Annotated in this window: 22 protein-coding genes; 10 read left to right on the top strand and 12 right to left on the bottom strand. The window is 57.1% G+C overall.

The window, feature by feature from the left end:
• Positions 1-124 precede the first annotated feature (124 nt).
• From PK28_RS04445 to PK28_RS04425, 5 genes are all read left to right on the top strand, one after another.
• Positions 125-538, top strand: coding sequence for a nucleoside deaminase (locus PK28_RS04445; RefSeq protein WP_044516248.1), 414 nt, complete (start codon positions 125-127; stop codon positions 536-538).
• Between the two features lie 100 nt (positions 539-638).
• Positions 639-1,247 (top strand): superoxide dismutase, encoded by a 609-nt coding sequence (locus tag PK28_RS04440; protein ID WP_044511827.1) that lies wholly within the window; start codon positions 639-641, stop codon positions 1,245-1,247.
• 301 nt (positions 1,248-1,548) lie between these two features.
• On the top strand, positions 1,549-1,818 hold the full coding sequence (locus PK28_RS04435; RefSeq protein ID WP_044511824.1) for an ArsR/SmtB family transcription factor: 270 nt from the start codon (positions 1,549-1,551) through the stop codon (positions 1,816-1,818).
• A 94-nt stretch (positions 1,819-1,912) separates the two neighbouring features.
• The gene (locus PK28_RS04430) at positions 1,913-3,025 is read left to right on the top strand and encodes an alkene reductase (RefSeq protein WP_044511822.1); all 1,113 of its coding nucleotides are present in this window, start codon (positions 1,913-1,915) and stop codon (positions 3,023-3,025) included.
• Between the two features lie 232 nt (positions 3,026-3,257).
• Positions 3,258-4,601 carry a nucleoside permease gene (locus PK28_RS04425; protein ID WP_044511819.1) on the top strand — a complete coding sequence of 448 codons (1,344 nt, stop codon included), beginning with the start codon at positions 3,258-3,260 and terminating at the stop codon, positions 4,599-4,601.
• Positions 4,602-4,855: 254 nt separating this feature from the next.
• Here the strand turns inward: PK28_RS04425 and PK28_RS04420 are convergent, their stop codons facing one another.
• Positions 4,856-5,275, bottom strand: coding sequence for a nucleoside-diphosphate kinase (locus tag PK28_RS04420; protein ID WP_044511816.1), 420 nt, complete (start codon positions 5,273-5,275; stop codon positions 4,856-4,858).
• A 358-nt stretch (positions 5,276-5,633) separates the two neighbouring features.
• Here PK28_RS04420 and PK28_RS04415 point away from each other — a divergent pair, with 358 nt between their 5' ends.
• From PK28_RS04415 to PK28_RS04400, 4 genes are all read left to right on the top strand, one after another.
• Positions 5,634-6,677 (top strand): DHH family phosphoesterase, encoded by a 1,044-nt coding sequence (locus PK28_RS04415; protein ID WP_044516247.1) that lies wholly within the window; start codon positions 5,634-5,636, stop codon positions 6,675-6,677.
• A gap of 38 nt (positions 6,678-6,715) precedes the next feature.
• Complete coding sequence (locus tag PK28_RS04410) at positions 6,716-7,711, top strand: FKBP-type peptidyl-prolyl cis-trans isomerase (RefSeq protein WP_048825584.1); 996 nt, start codon at positions 6,716-6,718, stop codon at positions 7,709-7,711.
• An 87-nt stretch (positions 7,712-7,798) separates the two neighbouring features.
• Complete coding sequence (locus tag PK28_RS18835) at positions 7,799-8,368, top strand: FKBP-type peptidyl-prolyl cis-trans isomerase (RefSeq protein WP_197070475.1); 570 nt, start codon at positions 7,799-7,801, stop codon at positions 8,366-8,368.
• Between the two features lie 51 nt (positions 8,369-8,419).
• Complete coding sequence (locus tag PK28_RS04400; protein ID WP_197070474.1) at positions 8,420-8,833, top strand: FKBP-type peptidyl-prolyl cis-trans isomerase; 414 nt, start codon at positions 8,420-8,422, stop codon at positions 8,831-8,833.
• Positions 8,834-8,948: 115 nt separating this feature from the next.
• Here the strand turns inward: PK28_RS04400 and recO are convergent, their stop codons facing one another.
• From recO to PK28_RS04380, 4 genes are all read right to left on the bottom strand, one after another.
• Positions 8,949-9,668: a DNA repair protein RecO gene (recO, locus tag PK28_RS04395; RefSeq protein WP_044511814.1), complete on the bottom strand. Its 720-nt coding sequence runs from the start codon at positions 9,666-9,668 to the stop codon at positions 8,949-8,951.
• A 104-nt stretch (positions 9,669-9,772) separates the two neighbouring features.
• Complete coding sequence (gene porZ / locus PK28_RS04390) at positions 9,773-12,100, bottom strand: type IX secretion system anionic LPS delivery protein PorZ (RefSeq protein WP_156126237.1); 2,328 nt, start codon at positions 12,098-12,100, stop codon at positions 9,773-9,775.
• Positions 12,101-12,164: 64 nt separating this feature from the next.
• The gene (locus PK28_RS04385; protein ID WP_044511809.1) at positions 12,165-12,797 is read right to left on the bottom strand and encodes a thymidine kinase; all 633 of its coding nucleotides are present in this window, start codon (positions 12,795-12,797) and stop codon (positions 12,165-12,167) included.
• 270 nt (positions 12,798-13,067) lie between these two features.
• Positions 13,068-13,391: a 2Fe-2S iron-sulfur cluster-binding protein gene (locus PK28_RS04380; protein WP_044511806.1), complete on the bottom strand. Its 324-nt coding sequence runs from the start codon at positions 13,389-13,391 to the stop codon at positions 13,068-13,070.
• 35 nt (positions 13,392-13,426) lie between these two features.
• Here PK28_RS04380 and PK28_RS04375 point away from each other — a divergent pair, with 35 nt between their 5' ends.
• A complete protein-coding gene (locus PK28_RS04375; protein ID WP_156126236.1) occupies positions 13,427-14,584 on the top strand; it encodes a DUF8457 domain-containing protein in 1,158 nt (385 codons plus the stop codon).
• Between the two features lie 59 nt (positions 14,585-14,643).
• On the opposite strand, the gene rodA is transcribed toward PK28_RS04375, so the two are convergent.
• From rodA to purH, 7 genes are all read right to left on the bottom strand, one after another.
• The gene (gene rodA, locus PK28_RS04370) at positions 14,644-15,915 is read right to left on the bottom strand and encodes a rod shape-determining protein RodA (protein ID WP_044511801.1); all 1,272 of its coding nucleotides are present in this window, start codon (positions 15,913-15,915) and stop codon (positions 14,644-14,646) included.
• Between the two features lie 44 nt (positions 15,916-15,959).
• On the bottom strand, positions 15,960-17,801 hold the full coding sequence (gene mrdA / locus PK28_RS04365; RefSeq protein WP_044511799.1) for a penicillin-binding protein 2: 1,842 nt from the start codon (positions 17,799-17,801) through the stop codon (positions 15,960-15,962).
• A gap of 205 nt (positions 17,802-18,006) precedes the next feature.
• Entirely contained in the window at positions 18,007-18,546 is a 540-nt protein-coding gene (locus PK28_RS04360; RefSeq protein WP_044511796.1) for a hypothetical protein, read from the bottom strand.
• On the bottom strand, positions 18,546-19,469 hold the full coding sequence (mreC, locus tag PK28_RS04355) for a rod shape-determining protein MreC (RefSeq protein ID WP_044511793.1): 924 nt from the start codon (positions 19,467-19,469) through the stop codon (positions 18,546-18,548). The genes PK28_RS04360 and mreC overlap by 1 nt, the downstream gene beginning before the upstream one ends.
• Before the next feature lie 128 nt (positions 19,470-19,597).
• Entirely contained in the window at positions 19,598-20,623 is a 1,026-nt protein-coding gene (locus PK28_RS04350) for a rod shape-determining protein (RefSeq protein WP_044511790.1), read from the bottom strand.
• Between the two features lie 226 nt (positions 20,624-20,849).
• Entirely contained in the window at positions 20,850-21,863 is a 1,014-nt protein-coding gene (locus PK28_RS04345) for an SRPBCC family protein (RefSeq protein ID WP_231576217.1), read from the bottom strand.
• A gap of 83 nt (positions 21,864-21,946) precedes the next feature.
• Positions 21,947-23,482, bottom strand: coding sequence for a bifunctional phosphoribosylaminoimidazolecarboxamide formyltransferase/IMP cyclohydrolase (gene purH, locus PK28_RS04340; RefSeq protein WP_044511787.1), 1,536 nt, complete (start codon positions 23,480-23,482; stop codon positions 21,947-21,949).
• Positions 23,483-23,590 lie beyond the last annotated feature (108 nt).

Raw genomic sequence — 23,590 nt, 5'->3', positions numbered from 1 at the left:
GTTGGATAAGCAGCAGATGTTTTCCTGATTTGTGAAAATTTATTCTGTTAATTATCCACATATCCACAATACTTATCCACATTCTTTTTTCGTGACCCTTTCCCTTTATTCCGACGAGCAGTACATGCGGGAAGCTTTGAAGCAGGCGCAGTATGCCCTGGCGGAGGAGGAAATTCCGATTGGAGCCGTGGTGGTGATGGACCGGCAGATTATTGCCCGCGCGTACAACCAGACGGAAAAGCTGCGCGACGTAACGGCCCACGCCGAAATGCTGGCCCTCACGGCCGCCGCTAACCACGTAGGCAACAAATACCTTTCTGACTGCACTTTATATGTAACCGTGGAGCCCTGCGTGATGTGCGCCGGGGCCAGCTTCTGGGCTCAGGTAAAGCGCGTGGTATACGGCGCCCCCGAGGATAAGCGCGGCTTCCGGCGGCATGGTAACCTGCTGCACCCGCGCACGGAGCTGGTCAGCGGCATTATGGCCCAGGAGTGTGCCGCCCTGATGCAGGAGTTTTTCGCCCGCAAGCGTAAATAATCTACTTTTGGCACGGCCGCTGCCCGCCCAGCGTAACCCTAAGGGCCCGGTGGCGGTTAGTAGTTAATTCCCTCCATCCTTCACTAAAACTCCTTACCCTATGGCTTTCGAACTGCCCCAGCTGCCCTACGCCTACGATGCCCTTGAGCCGCACATTGATGCCCGGACCATGGAAATCCACCATACCAAGCACCATCAGGCCTATGTGACCAATCTCAATAACGCCATTGCCGGCACCGAGCTGGAAAACCACTCGCTGGAAGAACTGATGCACAACATTGCGGCCGCTCCGGTAGCCGTGCGCAACAACGGCGGTGGCCACTGGAACCACTCCCTGTTCTGGACTATTATGAGCCCCAACGGCGGCGGTGAGCCTACCGGCACTATTGCCCAGGCCATTACCTCGGCTTTTGGCAGCTACGAGAAGTTCAAGGAAGAATTCACCAAAGCCGCGGTGGGCCGCTTCGGCTCCGGCTGGGCGTGGCTGTGCAAGCAGCCCGATGGCTCGGTGCAAATCTGCTCCACTCCCAACCAAGACAACCCGCTGATGCCCGATACCGGCTGCAAAGGCATTCCGGTACTGGGCCTGGACGTGTGGGAGCACGCCTACTACCTGCACTACCAGAACCGTCGGCCCGACTATATTTCTGCCTTCTACAATCTCATTAACTGGGATGAAGTAAACCGCCGCTTCGCTGAGGCAGGCTAATCCGCCGCGGCGGATAATTTCCACGGATTAGTGAACGGACCTGGCCTGCACATGCGGCCGGGTCCGTTTTTCTGTTTAGCGTTGCCTGCGCTGCACGTAGCCGCCGGTAGATTCTATCATTCTCATCGTACTTTCCTTGTACTTTCAGGTTCTGAAAAAGCAGCACTTATGCACCAAAGAACCGGTGTGATTGTTGCTCTGCTTACTACAACTTTATCAAAATATTAGTAGCGTACATTTCCCTTTTTGCTTGTAGCTATAGCCGTTTATCCTTTTCCAGTTCAGTATATCTTTCTTCCCTATGGATACCCAACTTGTGGCCAAATCGGCAGGGGCGCTGTCTGATAAATACCGTCTTAGCATTGTACTGGCCCTGAGCCAGCAGCCCACGCTGCCCTTTGCGCAGGTACAGGAGCTCACGGGCCTTTCGCAGCCCTGCGTATCCCATCACCTGAAAATTCTGGCCGATAGCGGCCTGGTATTGGTGCAGAAAAATGGCCGCTGCGTGAGCATAACCCTGAACCGGAGCGCTATGCAGGAGCTGGCTTCGTTTTTAGGGGGCCTTAGCTGAAACCCGAAAAAAAATTTACCGTAATCCATCCAAACATTTGAATGAATTGATACTTTATAGCGTCTGCATTCTAACTAACCTTTGACTTCCCCATATGGCTTCTAAGCTTTTTTCGCCCGCCCAGCTGGGCCAGCTTGCCCTTTCTAATCATATAGTTATGGCTCCCATGACGCGCAGCCGCGCGCTGGGTAACGTGCCCAATGCCCTGATGGCGGAATATTACGCCCAGCGCGCCTCGGCCGGCCTTATCATTACCGAAGGCACTGCGCCTTCCGCCAACGGTCTGGGCTATGCCCGCATTCCCGGGCTGTTTACCCCGGAGCAGGTAGCCGGCTGGAAGCTGGTAACCGATGCCGTGCACGCCAAAGGCGGCCGCATCTTCGTGCAGCTGATGCACACCGGCCGCATTTCGCACCCCCTGAACATGGCTGCTGACGCGGAAATCATTGCCCCCTCGGCCATTGCCGCCGCCGGCGACATGTGGACGGACCAGGAGCAGATGCAGCCCCAGCCCACGCCCCGCGCCCTCACCACCGAGGAAGTAAAGCAGGCAGTGAGGGAATATGTAACCTCGGCTAAGCTGGCTATCGAAGCTGGTTTCGACGGCGTGGAAATCCACGGCGCCAACGGCTATCTGATTGACCAGTTCCTGAACCCCAAGAGCAACCAGCGCACCGACGAGTACGGTGGCAGCACCGAAAACCGCGCCCGCTTTGCCCTGGAAATTGCCAAAGGCACTGTAGAAGCTATCGGCGCCGGGCGCACCGGCATCCGCCTTTCGCCCCACGGCGCCATGAACGACGTAGCCGCTGCTTACGACGACCTGAACGACCTGTACCTGCACCTGGCCACCGAGCTGCAAAAGCTGAACCTGGTGTACCTGCACCTGGCCGACCACAGCAGCATGGGTGCCCCGGAGGTGCCCGCCGCCCTGGTTGCCAGCATCCGCGAACAATTCACGAACACCCTCATCCTGAGCGGTGGCTACGATGTAGAGCGCGCCGAAGCCGACCTGCAGAGCGGCCGCGCCGACCTGGTGGCCTTCGGCCGGGGCTTCATTGCCAACCCCGACCTCACGGAGCGGCTGGAGCAGGGCACTGAGCTGGCCCAGGCCGACCAGGCTACGTTCTACGCCCCCGGTCCCGAGGGCTTCCACCAGGGCTACACCGACTACCCGGTGCTCGCTGAAACGGAGGCTGCGCGCTAACCATCCGGCTTATTAAGCCTGAAAAGCCCTTCTACCAGTGGTAGAAGGGCTTTTCTATTGCTGCCTGCTCCGGCAGCCTGCTATTGGAGCACCATATCAGGCTGGCATATAGTACCACTACCATTGCTTATAAATAGGTCATTCGGCGGCGGCAGGTGTTTCCGGCTCTGGGAAGTTTTCTTGTATCTTTAGGTGCAAAACGTACCTCCTACTTTCCCCAAAACTGCCCCGCATGAACACTAAGCTGCGTCTTATTGTATTGAGTTTCTTGCAATTCTTTATTTGGGGTTCGTGGTTGATAACCATTGGGGCATATTGGTTTAAAACCAAGGAATGGTCGGGGGCTGAGTTTGGGGCTATTTTCTCTACCATGGGTATTGCGGCCATTTTTATGCCCTCGCTCATGGGTATTCTGGCCGATAAGTACTTCAACGCCGAAAAGCTTTTCGGCATCCTGCACATCCTGGGCGGGGCCGTACTGATGATGGTGCCTTCCGTGAACGACCCCGGCACCATGTTCTGGGTGATGCTCCTGAACATGATTTTCTACATGCCTACCCTGGCTCTGTCCATTGCCGTGTCGTACTCGGTGCTGAAAAAGGAGGGCCTGGATGTCGTGAAAGACTATCCGCCGATTCGCGTATGGGGCACCGTGGGCTTTATTGTGGCCATGTGGACGGTGAGCCTGCTGCATATTGAAACTTCCGCCAGCCAGTTTTACGTGGCAGCCGGGGCGGCTTTCCTGCTGGGCATCTACTCGTTTACGCTGCCCGCCTGCCCGCCACAGGGCGCTAAAGAATCCAGCAAATCCTTGGCCGATGCGCTGGGCCTCCACTCCTTTGCGCTACTGAAGGACCGGAAAATGGCAGTTTTCTTCCTGTTTGCGCTGTTGCTGGGCGCTGCCCTGCAGCTGACTAATGCCTACGGCGACGTATACCTGCACGACATTAACAAGGATGTGCCTCTTGTCAATATTGAGTCTTGGGGACAGTTTTTATCCTTAATAGTATCCCATCCTTTTGAGACTATTAGCAGCTTAGCGGCGAAATATCCAGCAATTATTATGTCTATCTCGCAAATTTCAGAAACCCTTTTTATTCTGGCCATTCCTTTCTTCTTGCGCCGCTTTGGCATCAAGCAGGTCATGTTTTTCAGTATGATAGCCTGGGTACTTCGATTTGGATTATTTGCTTTTGGAAACTTGGAGACGGGGCTTTGGATGATTATCCTCTCGTGCATTGTGTACGGCATGGCCTTCGATTTCTTTAATATCTCGGGCTCCCTGTTCGTAGAAACTCAGACCAAGCCATCCATTCGGGCCAGCGCCCAGGGCCTATTTATGATGATGACCAATGGCTTTGGGGCCGTGTTGGGTAGCTTAGTGAGCGGCCTGGTTATCCAGCACTTCTTCACCAACCCCGATAACAGCAAAGACTGGCACGGCATCTGGCTGTCGTTTGCTGGCTACTCGCTGGTTATTGCCGTGCTGTTCGTTATTCTGTTCAAACACAAGCACGACCCACGCTCAGTGGATACCACCCAGGTAGAGCCACTGCTGACAGTAGAGCAGGCATAGGCTAAACGCTTACCTTGCCTTACGCAGGCAGCAGCTTTTGCCTCATGCTAAAGAATATGGATTCTCTGGATCAGAAGCCCCCCTTTGGAATAGGCTAGTTTTAAATCGGTATAAAAAAAGTTTATAAACAGCCTGTTTTTAGCAAACAGAAAACCCCGCTAAGCAGATGCTTAGCGGGGTTTTCTGTTTGTTTCGCTCTGGATCAGAACTGAAAAGCCATCAGCTAAAAGCTAACGGCCATCAGCTAAGAAGACTTAGAACTGCTCGTTGGCGGCGAAGAAGAAGTCACCTTCAATCTGCGCGTTTTCGTCGGAGTCAGAGCCGTGCACGGCGTTAGCTTCAATGCTCTTGGCGTATTTCTTCCGGATGGTGCCTTCAGCCGCCTGTGCTGGGTTGGTAGCGCCAATCAGGGTGCGGAAATCAGCTACGGCGTTATCCTTCTCCAGGATAGCGGCTACGATGGGGCCCGACGACATGTACTTTACCAGGTCGCCGTAGAAGGGGCGCTCTTTGTGTACGGCGTAGAACTCACCGGCACGCTCGGGCGTGAGGCTTACTTTTTTGAGGGCAACGATGCGAAAGCCGCCTTCTTCCATCATGTTCAGGATGCCACCAATGTGGTTTTCCTGGGTGGCATCGGGCTTAATCATCGTGAACGTGCGGTTCGTGGCCATGGGCTTTTCTTATGGTTGGGTTGAAATAAATTGACTTGGGGGAAGCAAAGAAGTTTGCGGCCGCAAAAGTAGCCGATTGCAAACGAAGAATACATCATGCGCAAAAATCTACTAGCCGCCCTCCTCCCCGGGTACCTCTCCTGTTAGCAGGCAGAAGGGCCCCGGTAGAGCATGCAGCGCCCTTCCGGGCCACCTTCAGCCCCCGCAGGACCAACTCCATTATTAATTGGCCACCCGGATTGTGACCAAGTTGGCGCACCAAACTGAAGGCCGGTTTGTTGAAACCCGGATTATTTCCGATTTTTGCCCCCTTGTACACGGCGTAAATCACCGGATTTCAGCCACCTATCAGCAGCAAATGCACGATATAAACGCTCTGCGGGAGCTGTTAGCCCAGCCCAGGCAGATATTTATCACCACCCACCACAAACCCGACGCCGACGCCCTGGGCTCGTCTTTGGGCCTGGCTGGCTACCTGCGCAAAAAAGGCCACCACGTAACGGTGGTTACGCCTTCTGATTACCCCAACTTCCTGGCCTGGATGCCCGGCAACGAGGACGTAATCATTTATGAGCGCAACCAGAATGATGCGCAGGTGCGGGACCTGATCAACCGCGCCGAGGTTATTTTCTGCCTCGATTTCAGCTGCCTGGGCCGCATCAATGAGATGGGCGAGTACATCCGCCACGCGCCCGGCACCAAAGTGCTCATCGACCACCACCTGGAGCCCGAGCAGTTTGCCGACCTGGACTTCTCCAACCCCAAAGCTGCCGCTACGGCCGAGCTGGTGTTTGAGGTAATCCGGGACCTGGGCGACCAGGCCATGATTGATGTAGGCATTGGCGAGTGTCTGTACGCCGGCATTATGACGGACACGGGCTCGTTCCGCCACCCCAGCACCTCCCGCAACGTGCACCTTATTATTGCCGAGTTGTTGAACGCCGGCATTAACCTGAGCGACGTGCACCGCCGCATCTACGACTCGCACTCCGAAATGCGCCTGCGCTTTCTGGGCTTCGTGCTCAAGGATAAGCTCACAGTGCTGCGCGAGTACAATACGGCCTACATTGCCATTACCCAGGACGAGCTGCGCCAGTACGATTCCAAAACCGGCGATACGGAAGGCCTGGTAAACTTTGCCTTAAGCATTGAAGGCGTGGTGTTTGCTGCTATTCTGATTGACCGCGGCCCGGCCGTGAAGATTTCCTTCCGCTCGGTGGGCGAGTTCTCCGTGAATGAGTTTGCCCGCAAGCATTTCAACGGCGGCGGCCACCATAATGCCGCTGGTGGCATCAGCTACGAGCCGCTGGAACCTACCGTACAACGCTTCCTCGACCTGCTGCCCCAGTATCAAACGCAGCTGGTCACGAGTCCTTTGGCAGTTGCGCCGCCTTCGGTGTAACTTGCCTGAAATTTATTCTTCATCCTCTTTTCCTTTTCATGCGCTCTACCAACTTTCTGTACCTCGCTCTGGCGGCCGGTACGCTTAGCTTATACTCCTGCAACAAAGGCGGCAGCGGGGATTTTGCCAAAACCAAATCTGGCGTTGAATACAAGCTTTTCAAGAACGAGGGCGGCAAATTCACTTCCAAAGAGGTGAATGAAAATGATACCACGTACAAAAGCCGCATCGGAAAAATCATTTCCCTGGACGTAGAGTACCGCACTGCTAAAGACTCGGTGCTGTTCAACTCCCGCAAGCAGCAAGGTGTACCGGTTATGGTGCCCCTGCAGGAAGTAACCACTAAAGGCGGCCTGGAAGAAGCTATTTCCATGCTGCAGCCCGGCGACAGCGGCGTATTCCGCTTTAACCTGGACACCATTTTCGAGCGCTCCTTCAAAACGCCGGTTCCTCCTTTCATGAAGAAAGCCGGCAACACCATGACCGTGTATGCTAAGGCTGTAAAGCTGATGTCGCGCGACGAAGCCATGGTAGAGCAGCAGAAGATGATGGCCGAGCAGCAGCAGAAAATGATGGCCTACGCTGAGCAGCAGCTCAAGAAGGACGACGTGATTCTGCAGGACTACATCAAGAAAAACAACCTGAAGGCCCAGAAAAGCCCCGACGGTATCTACTACATCGTAAACACCGCCGGCACGGGCGCCAAGCCTAAAACCGGTCAGCTGGTGTCGGTGCAGTACAAAGGCACCCTGCTCGATGGTAAAGAGTTTGACTCTTCGGCCAAGAGCAACGGCGGCAAGCCAATTCAGTTCCCCCTGGGCGTGGGCCAGGTAATTCCAGGCTGGGATAAGGGCATTGCCTTGCTCAGCAAAGGTACCAAAGGCACCCTGCTCATTCCTTCGTCGTTGGCCTACGGGCAGCGCGGCGCCGGCACCGATATTCCGGCTGATGCTCCGCTGCGCTTCGATGTAGAGCTGGTAGACATTCAGAACGCTCCGGCTGCTCCGCAGGGCGGTCCGGCTATGGGTCGCTAAGCTGCCCTTGAGTTAGTAGCATTTAATACCCGCGCCGCCGAATAGCGGCGCGGCTTTTTTCTCCTCACTATGGTACGCTCCTTTCCTTTGAAAAGCTCTTTCTTCCTCCGCTTGCTGGTGCTACTGCTGGTGGCCACCACGCCCCTCCTTTCCGGTTGCGGCAGTTCCGAGCCCGATTATATCAAAGCTGCCAAAAAACATCAGGAAGAGCAGAAGGTGAAAGACCTGGCTGCCATTCAGGAATGGCTGACCACGAACAACTACTCCGGCTCCCAGGTACAGACCACGGAATCGGGCATTTCCATTGTAACGCTGGAAGCCGGAACTGGTCCGGCCGTAGTGAAAGGCAAAACCCTGCAGGTGCAGTACATTGGCAAGCTGCTGGACGGCACCAAGTTCGACAGCTCCTTCGATAATGGCTCGGTATGTGGCTGCTTTAGCTTTGCAGTAGGCGCCGGCGGCGTAATTCCCGGCTGGGAAGAGGCCGTGCTCCTGATGAAAGCAGCCGGTAACAGCCAGGATGGAAAAGGAGACGAAAAGGGTGACCATAAACTGGTACTTATCCCCTCTTATCTGGCCTATGGCGCTGCCCCAAGAGGCAACATTCCTGCTGACTCGCCTCTGGTGTTTGATATGCAGCTGCTCAGTCAGCGCTAACATATGCCTGCTTGCCGGATTACGGGAAGGTTGGCCATGCTGGCCTTTCTCTTGCTACTTGCCCGCCTAAGCACCGCTCAGACCCCAGGCGCGGCCGCTGACACCGTGAAGCTGGCCAGCGGCGTGCGCTACGTGGTCCACTCGGTTGGCACGGGCGCGGTGCCCCGCATGGGGCAGATGGTTTACGTGCACTACACTGGCTTTTTGCCCAGTGGGCGCATGTTTGAGTCATCGGCGGAAGAAGGTAAGCCGGTGAAGTTTCGGTTGGGCCGGAAAGAGGTTATTGCGGGTTGGGAAGAAGTACTGGCGCTACTGTCGGAGGGCACCCGGGCCTGGGTGTATATTCCGGCCCAGCTGGCCTACGGCACAAAGGGCGTGCTCCTTCCCGATGATGAACAGCAACGCTTTCTTATTCCACCCAATACTAACCTCAGCTTTGAGCTGCAGGTAGTGAAGGTGAAGTAGCCTGCGCCGAAGAACCTTCAGGAATTAAAAAAGCCCCGCTATGCTTATAGCGGGGCTTTTTTATGCAAAATGAGCTAAAAGCTCCGGGAGCCTATAGCAGGCTTTTGTGCCGGCTTTACTCCGCCAGCACTTCGGAAAGCACGGCCAGGGAGCGTATCTCCCCCAGCTTCTCAATATGCAGCTGGTAGTAGCGAATCAGCACCAGGAGCAGCTCCCGGCGTACGCGGCCGTTGGGTACGGAGGCGCTGCCCGGGTCGCGCAGCAGCTCATCAAAATACTGATCGAACTCCTGAAAGCGCAGGGCAGTAGGGCCGGAATCGGCGGCGGTAGTGGGGGCAGCGCCGGCAAAGGCTACCTGCGAGGTTATTTCCTGCCCGGATTCGGCCCCGAAGCCCAGGTAGGAGGCCAAGCGTAGCAAAAAGGCCAGCGCAAAATTCTCGAAGCCCTCCTTTTGCTGATCGAAGGCCAGAATAGAATCGTGCAGGAAAGTGAACAGCAGCACGTTTTCCTCTTCCTCCAGCACCGTGCGGCTTACTACTTCCGAGAGAAACAGTACCACGCTGCTTTTGCGCACATCATACGGAATAGACGAAAACGACTCGGAGCATCGGAATTCCGACAACCGCGTGATGCCGCCCGTGCGGGAGGTATAGGCCACCAGATCCAGCAGCGTGAAGGGCTGAAACAGCGCAATGCGCCCGGGCGGCTTGGCCTTGCGCACGCCGTTTACCACGTACGTCTGCAGCCCCAGCCGCTCGGTATAGACGCGGGCAATAATGGATGTTTCGCGGTAGCGGATATAGCCCAGAACAATACCACGGGTTTTAATGAGCATAGTTGGTGGAGTAGATACGAGTTAGAAGCTAAAAGCTAAACAGCTAGTTCCCCTCCTTTCTAAGGAGGGGAACTAGCTGTTTAGCTTTTAGGGCGGCCCTTAGTTTATTCATTCACTACGGCAATTTTGCTGATGCAGCCATTCTGGCCATCGGCATCGGAGCTCAGCACCAGGTATACGCCCGACTGCACCCGGCGGCCATTGTAGTCCTGCAGGTTCCAGACCACGGTGCCGCCGCTGGCGCGCGTTTGGTATACCAGCTGCCCGGCCACATCCGTAATCTTGACCACGGCATTATTGGCCAGCCCGGAAATACCCACCTGGCCCGTGAAACTGCGGCGCACCGGGTTGGGAAACACTTTAGCGCAGCTGGGGGCACCTTCTGTTACGGTAGCCGAGCCCCGGTAGCTTACCAGCCCGGCGTCGGTGGCTACAAATACTTCCCCGGTTTTGTCGTTCACGGCCACATCCACAATGCGGTTGGAGGGCAAGGGGCTGTTGGCGGTAGTGAAGTGCTGCAGGGCCTCGTCGCCGTCGGCGTTGAAAAGCCAAAGGCCATTATCGGTGCCAAACCACTTGCGGTTGCCCCCATCTACGGCAATGGTTTTTACTACTTCCGTGAAGAGCAGGTCGTAGCCACTACCCTCTCCCCGGCTGACCAGCGGCTTGCGCAGGCCGGGGCTGCCGGGCAAAAAGACTTGGCTGGGGTCGTTGTACACGGCTACGCCGGCAATAGTAGCCACCCAAATGTCGCCGACCCGGTCTTTCACCACGTCATACAGCTCCACGGCGGGCAGGCCGCCATCTTCCTTGGTAAAGAGCCGGCGGGCCTGGGTTTTGCGGTCATACACCACCAGGCCCCGGCCATTCTTGCGGGACTCCGTTAGCCAGGCATACCCATTATCGTCAATAGCAATGCGGTCCAGGTTTTCAGCGCCGGAAAAATAGGGTATGGTAATCCACTGCTTGGTGGCGGGCTGATACAGAAATAACCCCGAGGTATTGGGCACCTCGTGCCGGTTTACCACCCACACGTTGCCGTCAGCATCCAGGGCCACATCGTTTATGCGGGTGTAATTGGGGTCGGCAATAACGCTTAGCAAGGGGTTAGGCTGATTACTGACCGGGTTGAAAAGCTTAAACCTGCCCGGCCCCTGCCACTCCAGCAGCCCATTGCCGTAGCTGCCAATGTAGAGCGTGCCATCCGGGGTGCGCACGCCCCGCGTGAGGTCTTTGGGCCGGGGATACTGGGCCAGGTCGGGCAGGGTTTGGGGCGTGGTGCTCTGCCAGCGGCCATCGGCATACTCGTAGAACCCATCGTACACTTCGGCCTGCAGATACCGGTCGCCGTACCCACCGGAGAAAACGGTTACGCGGCCGTTGGGCTCCGTTAGAATACTGAAAGACCGCGCCGAGGCCGGGGAGTTGGTAACATAATTGGTCACCTGCTGCCCATCAGGAGCTACAGCCAGCAGGCCATTGCCATTATCGGCCACGTACAGCACCCCGTCGCGGGCACGGGTTGCGGCCCGGGGGTTTTGTATCAGGGCATTCGGGTACGAGCGCACCTCACCATTGGGTTTCAGCAGTGCCACACCCATGTTACTAACTACCAGCAGCCCCGCGGCAGAGGGCGTTAGCTGCCGGTACTCATTGCCGGCCAGTGGCCCCAGTGGCACCCACTCCTTGCCGGTGAAGCGGTGTAACCCAATGCCGTTTATGCCCGCGTACACCCGCCCATCCTGGGTAGCCAGGGTGCGGTACGGGTCCCCGGGGCGGGTAAGGCCACCGGCATCGGTGCGCCAGCTGTGGTAGTCTACCAGGTTATCGGTCAGGCGGCCGCGCAGCAGGCCGTAGGAAGTGGCCGCGTACAGCGAGTCGTGCAATACGGTGGTAGCCAGCACGCGCACCGCCTCGCCGCCCGCACCAATATTGGTGTACGTATCCCGCACTTCCAGCCGGTTCATATCAAGCACCACCAGCCCAAAGTTGCCGGACAGGTAAGCGCGCCGGGCATTGAAGTAGATGCTGTTAATAATTTTTTCGCCGGGTAGCTGCTTGCGCAGAATATCGGTGAGGTTGTGGATGGAGCCATCGGGCCGCAGCACGTCCAGGTTACCGTTGCGGTACACCACCAGCACCGACTGCGTCAGGGAATCATAGGCCACGGTGCGCACGCCCACATCATGCAGGCCGTCGCGGCGGGAAAGCAGCCGGATGCTTTTCAGCTCCTTATCAAACAGCAGAAAAGCGTCATTCGTCGCCACATATACCTTGGCACCAGCGTCGGCCAGTGCGTAAGCGCCGTTGGTTGGCAGGTGCAACTGCCAGTCGCCGTAGCCTACTGCTCCCTGCCCCAGCGCTCCGCCGGCGGCCAGCAGACTGGCCACCAGCCCGGCAAAAATCCACCGCAGACAGTGTAGAAAGGGCATCAGCAGCAAAGACAGCAAGCGTGAGCGAAAACCAGGAGAAACCAGAAGAACGGAAAGCAGTTGGTTATGGGTGCTTGATGGTAGTACCGGTAGCCTCTGCCTCTTCCGACTTATCCTTCAGGCCTTCCAGAAAGCAATGGCGGCAGCGGGCTTCGTAGGAATCAGTTTCGCCCAGCAGAATCTTGTCTTCGGAAGCGGCAATGCGGAAGGAGTAGCTGGCAATTTCGCCGCAACGCACGCACACGGCGTGCACTTTGGTTACGTACTCGGCCACGGCCATGAGGGCGGGCATGGGGCCAAAAGGGTTACCCATGTAATCCATATCGAGGCCGGCCACAATCACGCGCTTGCCGTGGTTGGCCAGCTGAATGCAGACGTCAACCACGGAGGCATCAAAGAATTGGGCTTCGTCAATGCCTACTACGTCGCAGCCGCTGGCCAGTAGCAGCATTTCCTCCGGCAGCTGCACCGGCGTAGAACGGATGCTGTTGGCGTTGTGCGATACCACATCCAGCTCATGGTAGCGGGTATCGAGGGCGGGTTTAAAGATTTCAACGTGCTGCCGGGCTATGCGGGCGCGGTTCAGGCGCCGGATCAGCTCTTCCGTTTTGCCCGAAAACATAGAGCCGCACACAACTTCAATCCAGCCCCGGCGGGGCGTGTCACGGGCATTGCCGACGCGGGGTTCAATAAACACAGAGTAGTCAGTTTTCGGTGGCGGTTGTCAGTGGCCTGACAGCTCTCAGAACTCTAAAGTACGGCTTTCGGCGGCTAAGCTCAAACGGAAAATACCCCGACTACCGCTTACGTTCAGAGTATCAGCTGCTAGGGCTGCAACGCAAAGAGTAGCGCGAAGCTCCGGCTTCGCGCACGAGCGCAGCGAGTAGCAGGCGTAAGCTCACCTCTGCACAACGCGTAGGAACTCGCGTTGCTCGTACGCGAAGCCGGAACTTCGCGCTACTTTTCGCTATTTGATATACTGCTGGTGCGGCAACTGGGTGGCCTGGGGCACGCGGCCGGTTACGTGGCCGGCGGGCAGGCGCGTCTGGCAGGTAAGGCGCTCCGTGCTCAACAGGCGGCCGGCCGTGCGGTAACGCAACTCCGCATCGGTTGGCGGCGTTAGGAGCTCGGCCCCTTCCTGCACTATCATGCGGCAGGTAGTACAGCGGCCTTTCGCCCCACAGGCGTGCATCCAATCGTAGCCAGCGGCCTGCAAGGCGGCCAGTAAAGTGGCGCCGACTGGCACCTCCAGCGTGGCACCGGGCATATTTTGCACCGTCAGTGTGGGCATCTTTCTCTAACTTTCCCGCCTGAACAAGGCTTGCGATGAAGGACAAATATAGCCAACCAAAACTCGAAGAGTACGGCCGCCGCCTGGCTGCCCAGCTCTGTGAACGACATTTCGGTCCCCAGCCGGGGGCCTTGCTTGATGGGCCAGCCGTGCTGCGGTTTACGCCAGTGCGGCAGTTAAACCTGTTTGTGGTACAGCAGCTGCTGGCCAAATGGACGGAGGAAATGGCCAATCTGCGCAGTCCCTACTTCGATTTTGAAGATGCGGAGGTGCGGCAGGCGCTTACCCAGTTTATGAACGTGCTGTCCCGTCGCATCCGCCTGGGCCGGGAGGCCTTTGAGCCCCTGCTGGCCCGGGCCGTAACGGATACCCTGCGCGTAGCCGCCGACCCGGTGGTGGGCTTTGATGAAAAGCTGCTGCATGGCCGCGCCGCCGCTACCAAGGAGCAGCTGCTGGAAGGGGTGCGGTATATTGATGTAGAGAAGCCCCTTTTCCAGGGCTTTCTGGAGAGCCTACCCAGCGCGGCCGCCGTGCCACGGGCAGAGCTTTTGAAGCAGTTTCGCCAGTATCAGGAGGCCAACTACCAGACACTGCATCCGTTGGAAACCGTGGTGAATGAGCTGAGCGCCCTTCTGCCTTTGTCGGAAATTGATTTGCGGGTAGAAGAAGCTACCCTGCCCAGCCCGGCAGCTCCGGCAGCAGTTACTACGCCCGTAGCACCCCAGCCGGAGCCGGTTGTCCCGGCCGCGCCTGCTCCCCCTGCTCCAGCACCAGAGCCCACGCCGGCCCCCACGCAACCGGAGCCTGTGCGGCCCCCGGTGGCAGCAGAAGCATCTGCCCCGGCCGCGACCGAAAAGCCGCTCTATGAAAAGCTGAAAACCGAGCGCGCCACCCCACCTTTGGCCGAAACCCTGCGCACCGAGCGCACGGCCGCTACACTGGCGGAGAAGGCGCCCAAAGTAGAGTCTCTGCGGGAGGCTATTTCCATCAATCAGCGCTTTGGCTTCATTAATGAGTTATTCAATGGCGAGAACATGGAATACCATGCCGCCATTCAGAAGCTGGATGCCATGCCCGACGCTGCCACGGCCCGCCGCTATGTGCAGGAAGACCTGGCCCAGCAATACGGCTGGGTGCGCAAGGAAGAGCACGTGAACAAGCTTCTGCGCCTGATTGACCGGAAATTTGAGTAAGCCTGCCTGCTAGGAAAGAATACTTCTGCCCTGCTGCGCCCCGCGTAGCAGGGTTTTTTTTACCGGTTCAGATCCTGCTTGCGGTAGGCATCAATAGCCAGCAAAATAAACAGCAGAATCGTAAACGACCACAACGACGAGCCGCCGTAGCTGAAAAACGGCAGCGGAATACCTACCACCGGCGCCAACCCAATGGTCATGCCGATGTTGATACTGAAGTGGAAAAAGATAATGCTGGCCACGCAGTACCCGTACGTGCGTCCAAACACCGATTTCTGCCGCTCAGCCACGTATAAAATGCGCGCCAGCAGCGCCATAAAGAGAATGACCACCGTAATGGTGCCCAGCCAGCCCCACTCCTCCCCTACAGTACAGAAAATGAAGTCGGTGCTTTGCTCTGGCACGAAGTCGAACTTGGTTTGGGTGCCTTGCAGGAAGCCTTTGCCGGCAAAACCACCTGAGCCAATGGCAATTTTGGACTGGGTTACGTTCCAGCCCACGCCCAAGGGGTCGGCAGAGGGATTCAGCAGCACCTCAATACGCTTGCGCTGGTACTCGTGCAGCACACTGTTGAAGAAATAATTCACCCCAAATACCATCCCAATCACAATGGCCCACACGCTGAGCGCCACGGGCAGATGGTGCCGGAAAATGCGCGTGTTAAACACGAATACCAGCACCAGAATCAGGGTGAAAGTGCCCAGCAGCCACATAGTGGGTACCAGCAACGCCAGAATAAGAATGATGCCGGCAGAGGCCAGAATAATCAGAATCAAAGGCGACATGCCCTCCCGGAAGTAGGCCAGCAGCAGGGCCGCGTACACCAAAGCCTGCCCGGTTTCATTGGAGGCAATGATGAGCACGACGGGCAGCAGCGTCATGCCGGCCAGAATCAGCTGGTCGCGCCAGTTCTGGTGGCGCAGGTTAATGCTGGCCATGTAGCGCGAAACGGCCAGGGCCGTAGTAAACTTGGCAAACTCCGCCGGCTGCAGGCGCACCGGACCCAGCTCCAGCCAGGAGCGCGACCCGGCAATGGGCCGGGCAATGAAGAGCGTGAGTAGCAGCAGCAGAATCATGCCGCCATACAGCACGTAGGCCAGCGTGTCGTAGGCTTTGTAATCGATGACCAGCAGGATAACAATCAGCACCACGGCGGTGCCAATCCAGACCAGCTGCTTGCCGTAGTTGAAGTCGAAGTTGAAGAGGCCACTGGGGGCATCGGGCGAGTAGCTGGCCGCGTACACGTTCAGCCAGCCCAGCAGCACCATAAAGGCATATAGCCCCACGGTAACCCAATCTATACTGCGAGAATAGCGCGCCGGTGCGGGCATAACAAGGGAAAGCTGAAGAGAGCAGCCGCTGCCGGCTGGAATGATTAGTGTTTCTTTTTGCTGATGAATTTGCCGTTCATCACCCAATATTCCCAGGGTTTGCGCCCGGGCGAGATGCTGCCGCGCAGGTATTTCTCCATCATGAGCGAAGCCAGCGGCGCGGCAGAAACCCCACCAAAGCCGGCATTTTCAATAAACACGGCAATGGCAATTTTGGGGTCTTCGGCCGGGGCAAACGCCGCAAACGTGGCGTGGTCTTCGCCGTGGGGGTTTTGCACCGTACCGGTTTTGCCCGCTACGGAAATGCCCAGGCTGGCCAGGCTGGCAAAGCTACCGGTAGCACCCCGGCCCCCATCCACCACGGCCTGCATACCGGGAATGAGCGCCTCAAAATATTGAGGGTCTACGGTGGTCTTGTGCTTTACCTGATACTCCGGCCGGGGGCCGTCTTTGCCAATGCCGCGCACAAAGTGCGGGGGGTAGTAGTAGCCGCGGTTGGCAATGGTGGCCAGAATATTGGCCATTTGCAGGCCCGTAATGCCAATTTCGCCCTGCCCGATGGCCAGCGAATACACCGTGCGGAAGTTCCAGTGGTTTTTGCCGTAGCGCTTGTCGTAGAAATTGGGGGAAGGAATCAGACCCATTCGCTCGCCTGGCAAATCCACGCCCAGGTGCTGGGCCAGACCAAAGCTCACCACGTTTTGCCGCCAATCGGCCAGGCCCAGGGCGGCATCCTGGTTTTTCTTGCTGGAGCGGCCGCGCATCACGGTAGCCCGCATTACCTGATAGAAGTAAGGGTTACAGCTATTTTTAATGGCGATGCTCAGGTTGCTGGGATTCTCGTGGCGGTGGGTGCAGCGCACCAATTTCCAGTTGCAGGGAAAGCCCGTGTAGGGCGTTACCACGCCTTCCTGCAGGGCAATCAACTCGTTCACCAGCTTAAACACCGAGCCCGGCGGGTAGGTAGCCATCAGCGGGCGGTTGAACAGGGGCCGCTCCGGGTTATTGAGCAGGTCCATGTAGCGGTTGCCCAGGCCCTTGCCCGTGAGCTGGTTAGGATTGTAGAATGGGGCCGAAACGAAGGCCAGAATCTCGCCGGTTTTGGGGTCAATAGCCACCACAGAGCCGCGCTTTCCCTTCATCAGCAGCTCGCCGTAGCGCTGCAGCTCCAGGTCGATGCTGGTGTGCAGGTCCTGCCCGGCCACGGAAAGCGTGTCGAACTCGCCGCCCCGGAAGGCGCCTTTCTCAATGCCACGCACGTTTACCATGCGGTACTGCACGCCCCGGCGGCCCATCAGCTCCTGCTCGTAAAACGACTCCAGGCCGCTGATGCCCAGGTTGTCGCCGGCCTGGTATTTAGCATATTTCGGCTTCTCCAGCATGGCCGGCGACACCGGCCCCACGTAGCCTAGGGCGTGCGCCAGCACCGTATCCTGGTAGGAGCGCGCCATGCGGGCTTTGATGCTGAAGCCAGGAAAGTCCATCAGGTTATCCTGAATGGCAGCCAGCTCGGGTGTGCTCAGGTTCTGCACCAGCGGCGAGGCCTTTACCCGGGAGTAAATTTTGGCGGCCAGCAGCCCCTCGCGCAGTTCTTCCACGGATAGCTGCAGCAGCTGACAAAAGCGGGTGGTATCCAGGGTTTTTACTTCGCGCGGCACCACCATCAGGTCGTATACCGGCGTGTTCTGCACCAGTATTTTGCCGTTGCGGTCGTAAATCAGGCCCCGATAGGGCGTTTGTACGATGCGCTGCAACGTATTCCGGTCGGCGGCCAGCTTGTAGCTGCCGTCCAGCACCTGAATGTAGAAAAGGCGGGCGCCAAATATCGATGCTACGGCCAGGAAGATGGCCAGAACCACGTATTTGCGGCCTTCGAGATATTGCAAAACAGAGAAAACTAACGGTACGCGGCAACGGCCTAACAGCCGGATTTACAAAGGTAAGCGGTGGCCGCTTAGCAGTCACCCTTACTTTCACAACCAATAAGCGGAATGGGGCAGACAGCACAGCCAACTGCAGATTGCATCCGCATAACGGACTTCAGGCCCTCCGCAGTTCCCACGGGCCAAACAGCCCGCCACGCCCGTAGGTTTACCGGCTGCTGCGCCGCGTAGAGAAGAAAACCAGCTGGATAATGAGTAGCACAATTCCTGTAAAAAGGGTGCTTACGATAATCTTACCCAGTGTAAGGCCAATGGAGCGCAGGCCGCCCAGCTCTACAAAGAAGAAGGCGGCATTATGAATCCCCAATAGCAATACCGTGTAGACCATAAACCACTGCCACCCCATGCGGTGGATATTCACGGAGTCGGCGGAGTCGTAGCCGTCGCGGGGGGTGAGCAGGCGCAGCACCCACGGCCGCAGGTAGGCCACCAGCACCGAGGCCACTGCGTGCACGCCGCCGGTGTCAAAGAAAATATCCAGCGCAATACCCATCACAAAGCCCAGCACCAGCTGTAGTACAATAGGCGTATTGATGGGCAGAAACAGCAGAAAGCCCAGGTACAGAAAGCACCAGCCCAGCCCAAAAAGGCCGTCGGGCGCCAGCCGGCTCACCACAAATACCTGCAGCGCCAGGTAAAGCGCAAACCGCAGTATTTGAATCAGGATAGTCCCAATAGCTCCTTGCATCAGCGGGTGGCTCCTTCCGGCTTTATGCCCGCGTGTACGGCCAGCGTATCCCGCTCGGCCTGCGAGCGGCTGCCCACCACGTACACATAGGTCAGGTTTGAAAAATCGGTGGCCAGACGCACCTGCACCGTCCAGAAGTTTTTATCCGGCTCCTGCCGGAAGCCATCAATGGTGCCAATCATGACGCCCTCCGGAAATACGGCATTGTAGCCCGAGGTCACGATAGTATCGCCGCGCACGAGCTTGTTCTGGCGCGGAATATAGTCCAGCAGCGCATGTTTGGGGTCGTCGCCCAGCCATTTAATACTGCCAAAGGTGCCGTCGCGCAGGATTTTGGCCGAGATGGTGGTTTTAGAATGCAGCAGGGAGCTGACCGTGGCATAGTGCTCACTGACCACTTTCACCCGGCCCACCACGCCCGAAGCCGCAATAACGCCCATGCCCGGCTTGATGCCTTCCCGGTTGCCGACGTTCAGGGTCAGGTAGTTATCCACGCGCTGCAGGGTATTGCTGATGACGCGGGCCGGCGTAAGCGGGTACTCCGGGTCGGCGGCGGGCAGGTTGCGCAGGCCCAGCAGCAGCGAATCGGGCCGGCCTTTGGCTTGCAGGCGGTCCTGCGTGATGCTATCCTGGCTGACGGGCAGCACGGGCGCTTCGCGGCGCGTTAGGGTAGTGGGATACAGCTGCTCGCGCAGGGCTGCATTTTCCGTCACCAGCGTGCGGTTTACATCTACCAGCCGGAAATAATCATACACCTGCGTGCGCAGAGCCAGCATCTGGCCGGTGTACTCATTGGCCGAGTTGAAGAAAGCCGCCCGCTGATACGAGCTGTTGCGCAGCAGCAGAAACACGCTTATCACCTCCAGCAGCACAAATACCAGCGCCCCCCGATAGCGGAAAAGGAAGGTGAAAAGATTCTTCATTAACTAATTAGTAATTAAGAATTAATAATTAAGAATTGACCTCCACAAAATCCGTGAGAAGCAGGGGGCGCAACTCAGGCTTTGAAGAGGCCATTACTAATTCTTAACTACTAATTGCTAATTGAAGCTTAAGTCAGCAGCACGCTGCGGAACGCCTGAATATCCTTGATGGCCGCCCCCGTACCCCGCACTACGGCGCGCAATGGGTCTTCGGCAATGTGAATGGGCAGCTTGGTTTTGGCAGCCAGGCGCTTGTCCAGGCCGCGCAGCAGGGCACCGCCGCCGGTCAGGTGGATGCCGTTTTCGTAGATATCAGCCGATAGCTCGGGCGGAGAGATTTCCAGCGCCTTCAGCACGGCTTCCTCAATCTTGGCCACCGACTTATCCAGGGCAATGGCAATTTCGGAAGAGGTTACTTTGATAACCTTGGGAATACCGGTCATCAGGTCACGGCCACGTACTTCAAAGTCCGGGGGCGTTTCGTCCAGCTCCGTGAGGGCGGCACCTACTTCAATCTTGATGCGCTCGGCGGAACGCTCGCCGATGAGCAGGTTGTGCTGGCGGCGCATGTAGTCCAGAATATCCTGGTTGAACACGTCGCCGGCGGTTTTAATGGACTGGTCGCAGACGATACCGGACAAGGCAATAACCGCAATTTCGGTGGTGCCCCCTCCTATGTCAATAATCATGGAGCCGATGGGCTGCTCCACGTCGATACCAATACCGATGGCGGCGGCCATGGGCTCCTGAATCATCCAGACTTCCTTGGCGCCGGCGTGCTCGGCGGAGTCCCGGACGGCACGCTTTTCTACTTCCGTAATGCCCGAGGGAATGCAGATAACCATGCGGTGCGACGGCTGAAACAGCCGGTTCCGGGTATCAATCATTTTTATCATCCCCTTAATCATCTCCTCGGCGGCGTGGAAGTCGGCAATTACGCCGTCCTTCAGCGGACGAATGGTTTTGATGTTATCGTGGGTTTTCTCGTGCATTTGCTGGGCCTGACGGCCTACCGCAATTACTTTATTGGTTGTGCGGTCTTTAGCAATGATGCTCGGCTCATCCACCACGATTTTATCGTTGTGAATGATGAGGGTGTTGGCCGTTCCCAGGTCGATGGCAATGTCACTGGTCAGGAAATTGAAGAAACCCATTGAGTAGCGGCAAATGAATGAAAACGGGCGGGTTGCGCCCGTTAAAAGAGGTGCAAAAGTAAACAGATTTCAGGGAAGAACGACTTATAGCACTTTGGCATTGTGAGCAAAGCATAGCATTCCTGCCTGAGCAACACCCAAAGCTTCGGAAAGTGAAAAGCCCCTGCGGCCAACACGGGCAGCAGGGGCTTTTTTAATAGGCGAAAGAAGCCAGGAGTTTATTCTTTTATTTCTGACTACTTATTGAAGTCGAGTAAGTATGCGGCGCTTGTGCTTCACTGCGTTTGGCTACTACCAGCAGAATGCGGCGCTGAATCTCGCGCATTACATAATCCGTCCACAGGCCGGCATAGGGATTCAGCCGTGTGCTCAGCCGCTGCTGACTGTAGAGCAGGAGCCGCGTTTGCCGGGGGCTGACAACCTCTAACTCATAAGTACCCCGCAGCACGTCAAAAAAACGCCCTCCAACTGTTACATGCTCATCAAACGTGGTGGGCGGAATAGTGGCCGTATTGGGCTTGATGCTAAAGGAAATACGCTTGAGTGGCTCCCAGGCGTCTACCGTTTCAATAAATTCCACACCACGTTCAAAGGTAGCGTGCCGCACCCCTCCTATTCCTTCATATGAAAGCGTGGCTTCTACCGGGCGAGGAAATCCAATATCATCTACCAGACTTGAACCCAGATCCTGAGCGGATATGGGCGGTACCCGAATAATGTTCTGCCATACCACGGTGGCGGGCGCGTCAATTACAATAGAGTTTTCTACCCGCCGGAAATCATTGGGTGCAGATAGTTGACTCTCCAGTGGAGCTGCGAGGAAGGGCAACAGCGCAAAGCCAGCAACTACGTACGCTTTATGACTATCAGAACCTGTTTTTCGCGTGAGTCTTACATACAGTTCAGCCCCCAGCCAGGAGGTTAGCAGAAACAGCGGGGAGATAATTAGTACGCAGATCATGCCCTCCAGATGAAACAGGAGCGCCACCGTCAAGAACAAGAAAACCGTTAACCACGGGGCAAAAACAGTCCGCCAGTTCCGGGATGCTGAAATGGGTGTAAAGTGCGCGGTAATTGCTCCTAAGGCCACTGGAATTAATACCAGAAAGCATACCATTAGCAGCCCTCCCGCATTGTTAAACGCCTTGCTGGCAAAGGTAAAACGTCCTAAAAGAGCGAAGAATAGTCCCGCTGAAACCGCTATAGCATAATGAGCATAGCGGCGTTGAAATACGGACATAAAAACAGCATATAAACACTCGTGGATACTGCTGCGTCATTGTTCCACACAGCAGTACCCACAAACGGATTAAAATAAAATGATTAGTGCTTGAAGTGGCGCACGCCCGTCAGCACCATGGCCATGCCCAACTGGTCGCAGGCGTTGATGCTATCCTGGTCTTTGATGGAGCCGCCGGGCTGCACTACCGCCCGGATGCCGGCCTCGCCGGCAATTTCCACGCAGTCGGGGAAAGGAAAAAAGGCGTCGGAAGCCATAACAGCGCCGTGCAGATCAAAGCCAAAGGAGCGGGCTTTTTCAATGGCCTGGCGCAGGGCGTCTACGCGGGAGGTCTGCCCCACACCGGAAGCCAGCAGCTGGCCCGGGCGCGCCAGCACAATAGTATTGCTCTTGGTGTGCTTGCACACTTTCAGGGCAAACTCCAGTGCTGCCGTTTCCTCGGCCGTGGGCGTCGACTTGGTAACGGTGCGGAAGTCTTTGGCAGTTTCTGTCTTCCGGTCGAAATCCTGCTCAATCATGCCATTCAGCAGGGTTTTCACTTGCTTAGCGGGAAAATGCACCGGCTTCTGGCGCAGCAGAATACGGTTTTTCTTGCTTTGCAGAATGGGCAGCGCCTCGGCCGCAAACTCCGGGGCAATCAGCACTTCAAAGAACAGCTTGTTTAGCTCCTCGGCGGTGGCCACGTCCACGGGTTTGTTTACAATGATGACGCCCCCGAAGGCCGACACCGGGTCACAAGCCAAGGCGTTGAGGTAGGCCTGGTGCAGGGTTTCGGCCTGGGCCACGCCGCAGGCATTGGTGTGCTTCAGAATAGCGCAGGCCGCCGGGCCATCGGCCGCAAACTCCTGCATCAGCAGCACGGCCGCATCCACATCTACCAGGTTGTTGTAGCTGAGCTGCTTGCCGTGGAGCTGGTCGAAAAGGGCGTTCAGGTCGCCGTAAAAGGTGCCGGCCTGGTGGGGGTTTTCGCCATAGCGCAGGGCAGTGGCGGGCTTCTGGCTGATTTTGAGGGCGGCACCTTCCAGCGCCGTGCCCCCGCTCATGTAGCGGAAGATTTCCGTGTCGTAGTGGGAGGTGGCTTCGAAGGCCGCCGCCGCATACTGTTTCCGGTCGGCCAGCTCGGTAGCGCCGTTCTTCTCGCGCAGCAGCTCGGTCACGGCGGCGTACTGGTCGCGGCTGCTCACTACCAGCACGTCGCGGAAGTTTTTGGCGGCGGCGCGCAGCAGGGAGATACCGCCAATGTCTATTTTCTCGATTACGTCCTGCTCCGGCGCGCCGGAGGCTACAGTTTCCTCGAAGGGATACAGATCCACAATCACCAGGTCGATGGGCGGAATCTGGTGCTGCTCGGCTTCCTGCCGGTCACTGGCTTCGTGGCGGCGCTGCAGAATCCCTCCGAATACCTTGGGATGCAGGGTTTTCACGCGGCCGCCAAATACCTCCGGGAAGCCCGTCAGGCTTTCCACGGCCGTAACCGGAACGCCCAGGTCTTCAATAAACTTCTGGGTGCCGCCCGTGGAGTACAGCTGCACGCCATGCTGACGGAGGACCTCAATCAGCGGCTCCAGCCGGTCTTTGTAATACACGGAAACCAGGGCGGAGCGAATGGGCTGCATCATAACAAGAAAAGGTTGGGCTGAACGACGGCACGAAGGTAGGTAGCCCGGGGTTAGCGGGGCAAGCCATTACCTGATTTGTTCCCGCGCCAGGGGAAATCAGCCTCGCTT

This window comes from Hymenobacter sp. DG25B (assembly GCF_000801315.1).
Classification (GTDB): domain Bacteria; phylum Bacteroidota; class Bacteroidia; order Cytophagales; family Hymenobacteraceae; genus Hymenobacter.
This window is presented reverse-complemented; position numbering and strand designations above follow the sequence as displayed.

Coding starts and splice junctions, on each gene's coding strand:
- PK28_RS04445 (WP_044516248.1), top strand. CDS start 125: ATGCGGGAAGCTTTGAAGCAGGCGCAGTATGCCCTGGCGGAGGAGGAA.
- PK28_RS04440 (WP_044511827.1), top strand. CDS start 639: ATGGCTTTCGAACTGCCCCAGCTGCCCTACGCCTACGATGCCCTTGAG.
- PK28_RS04435 (WP_044511824.1), top strand. CDS start 1,549: ATGGATACCCAACTTGTGGCCAAATCGGCAGGGGCGCTGTCTGATAAA.
- PK28_RS04430 (WP_044511822.1), top strand. CDS start 1,913: ATGGCTTCTAAGCTTTTTTCGCCCGCCCAGCTGGGCCAGCTTGCCCTT.
- PK28_RS04425 (WP_044511819.1), top strand. CDS start 3,258: ATGAACACTAAGCTGCGTCTTATTGTATTGAGTTTCTTGCAATTCTTT.
- PK28_RS04420 (WP_044511816.1), bottom strand. CDS start 5,275: ATGGCCACGAACCGCACGTTCACGATGATTAAGCCCGATGCCACCCAG.
- PK28_RS04415 (WP_044516247.1), top strand. CDS start 5,634: ATGCACGATATAAACGCTCTGCGGGAGCTGTTAGCCCAGCCCAGGCAG.
- PK28_RS04410 (WP_048825584.1), top strand. CDS start 6,716: ATGCGCTCTACCAACTTTCTGTACCTCGCTCTGGCGGCCGGTACGCTT.
- recO (WP_044511814.1), bottom strand. CDS start 9,668: ATGCTCATTAAAACCCGTGGTATTGTTCTGGGCTATATCCGCTACCGC.
- porZ (WP_156126237.1), bottom strand. CDS start 12,100: ATGCCCTTTCTACACTGTCTGCGGTGGATTTTTGCCGGGCTGGTGGCC.
- PK28_RS04380 (WP_044511806.1), bottom strand. CDS start 13,391: ATGCCCACACTGACGGTGCAAAATATGCCCGGTGCCACGCTGGAGGTG.
- PK28_RS04375 (WP_156126236.1), top strand. CDS start 13,427: ATGAAGGACAAATATAGCCAACCAAAACTCGAAGAGTACGGCCGCCGC.
- rodA (WP_044511801.1), bottom strand. CDS start 15,915: ATGCCCGCACCGGCGCGCTATTCTCGCAGTATAGATTGGGTTACCGTG.
- PK28_RS04360 (WP_044511796.1), bottom strand. CDS start 18,546: ATGCAAGGAGCTATTGGGACTATCCTGATTCAAATACTGCGGTTTGCG.
- mreC (WP_044511793.1), bottom strand. CDS start 19,469: ATGAAGAATCTTTTCACCTTCCTTTTCCGCTATCGGGGGGCGCTGGTA.
- PK28_RS04350 (WP_044511790.1), bottom strand. CDS start 20,623: ATGGGTTTCTTCAATTTCCTGACCAGTGACATTGCCATCGACCTGGGA.
- PK28_RS04345 (WP_231576217.1), bottom strand. CDS start 21,863: ATGTCCGTATTTCAACGCCGCTATGCTCATTATGCTATAGCGGTTTCA.
- purH (WP_044511787.1), bottom strand. CDS start 23,482: ATGATGCAGCCCATTCGCTCCGCCCTGGTTTCCGTGTATTACAAAGAC.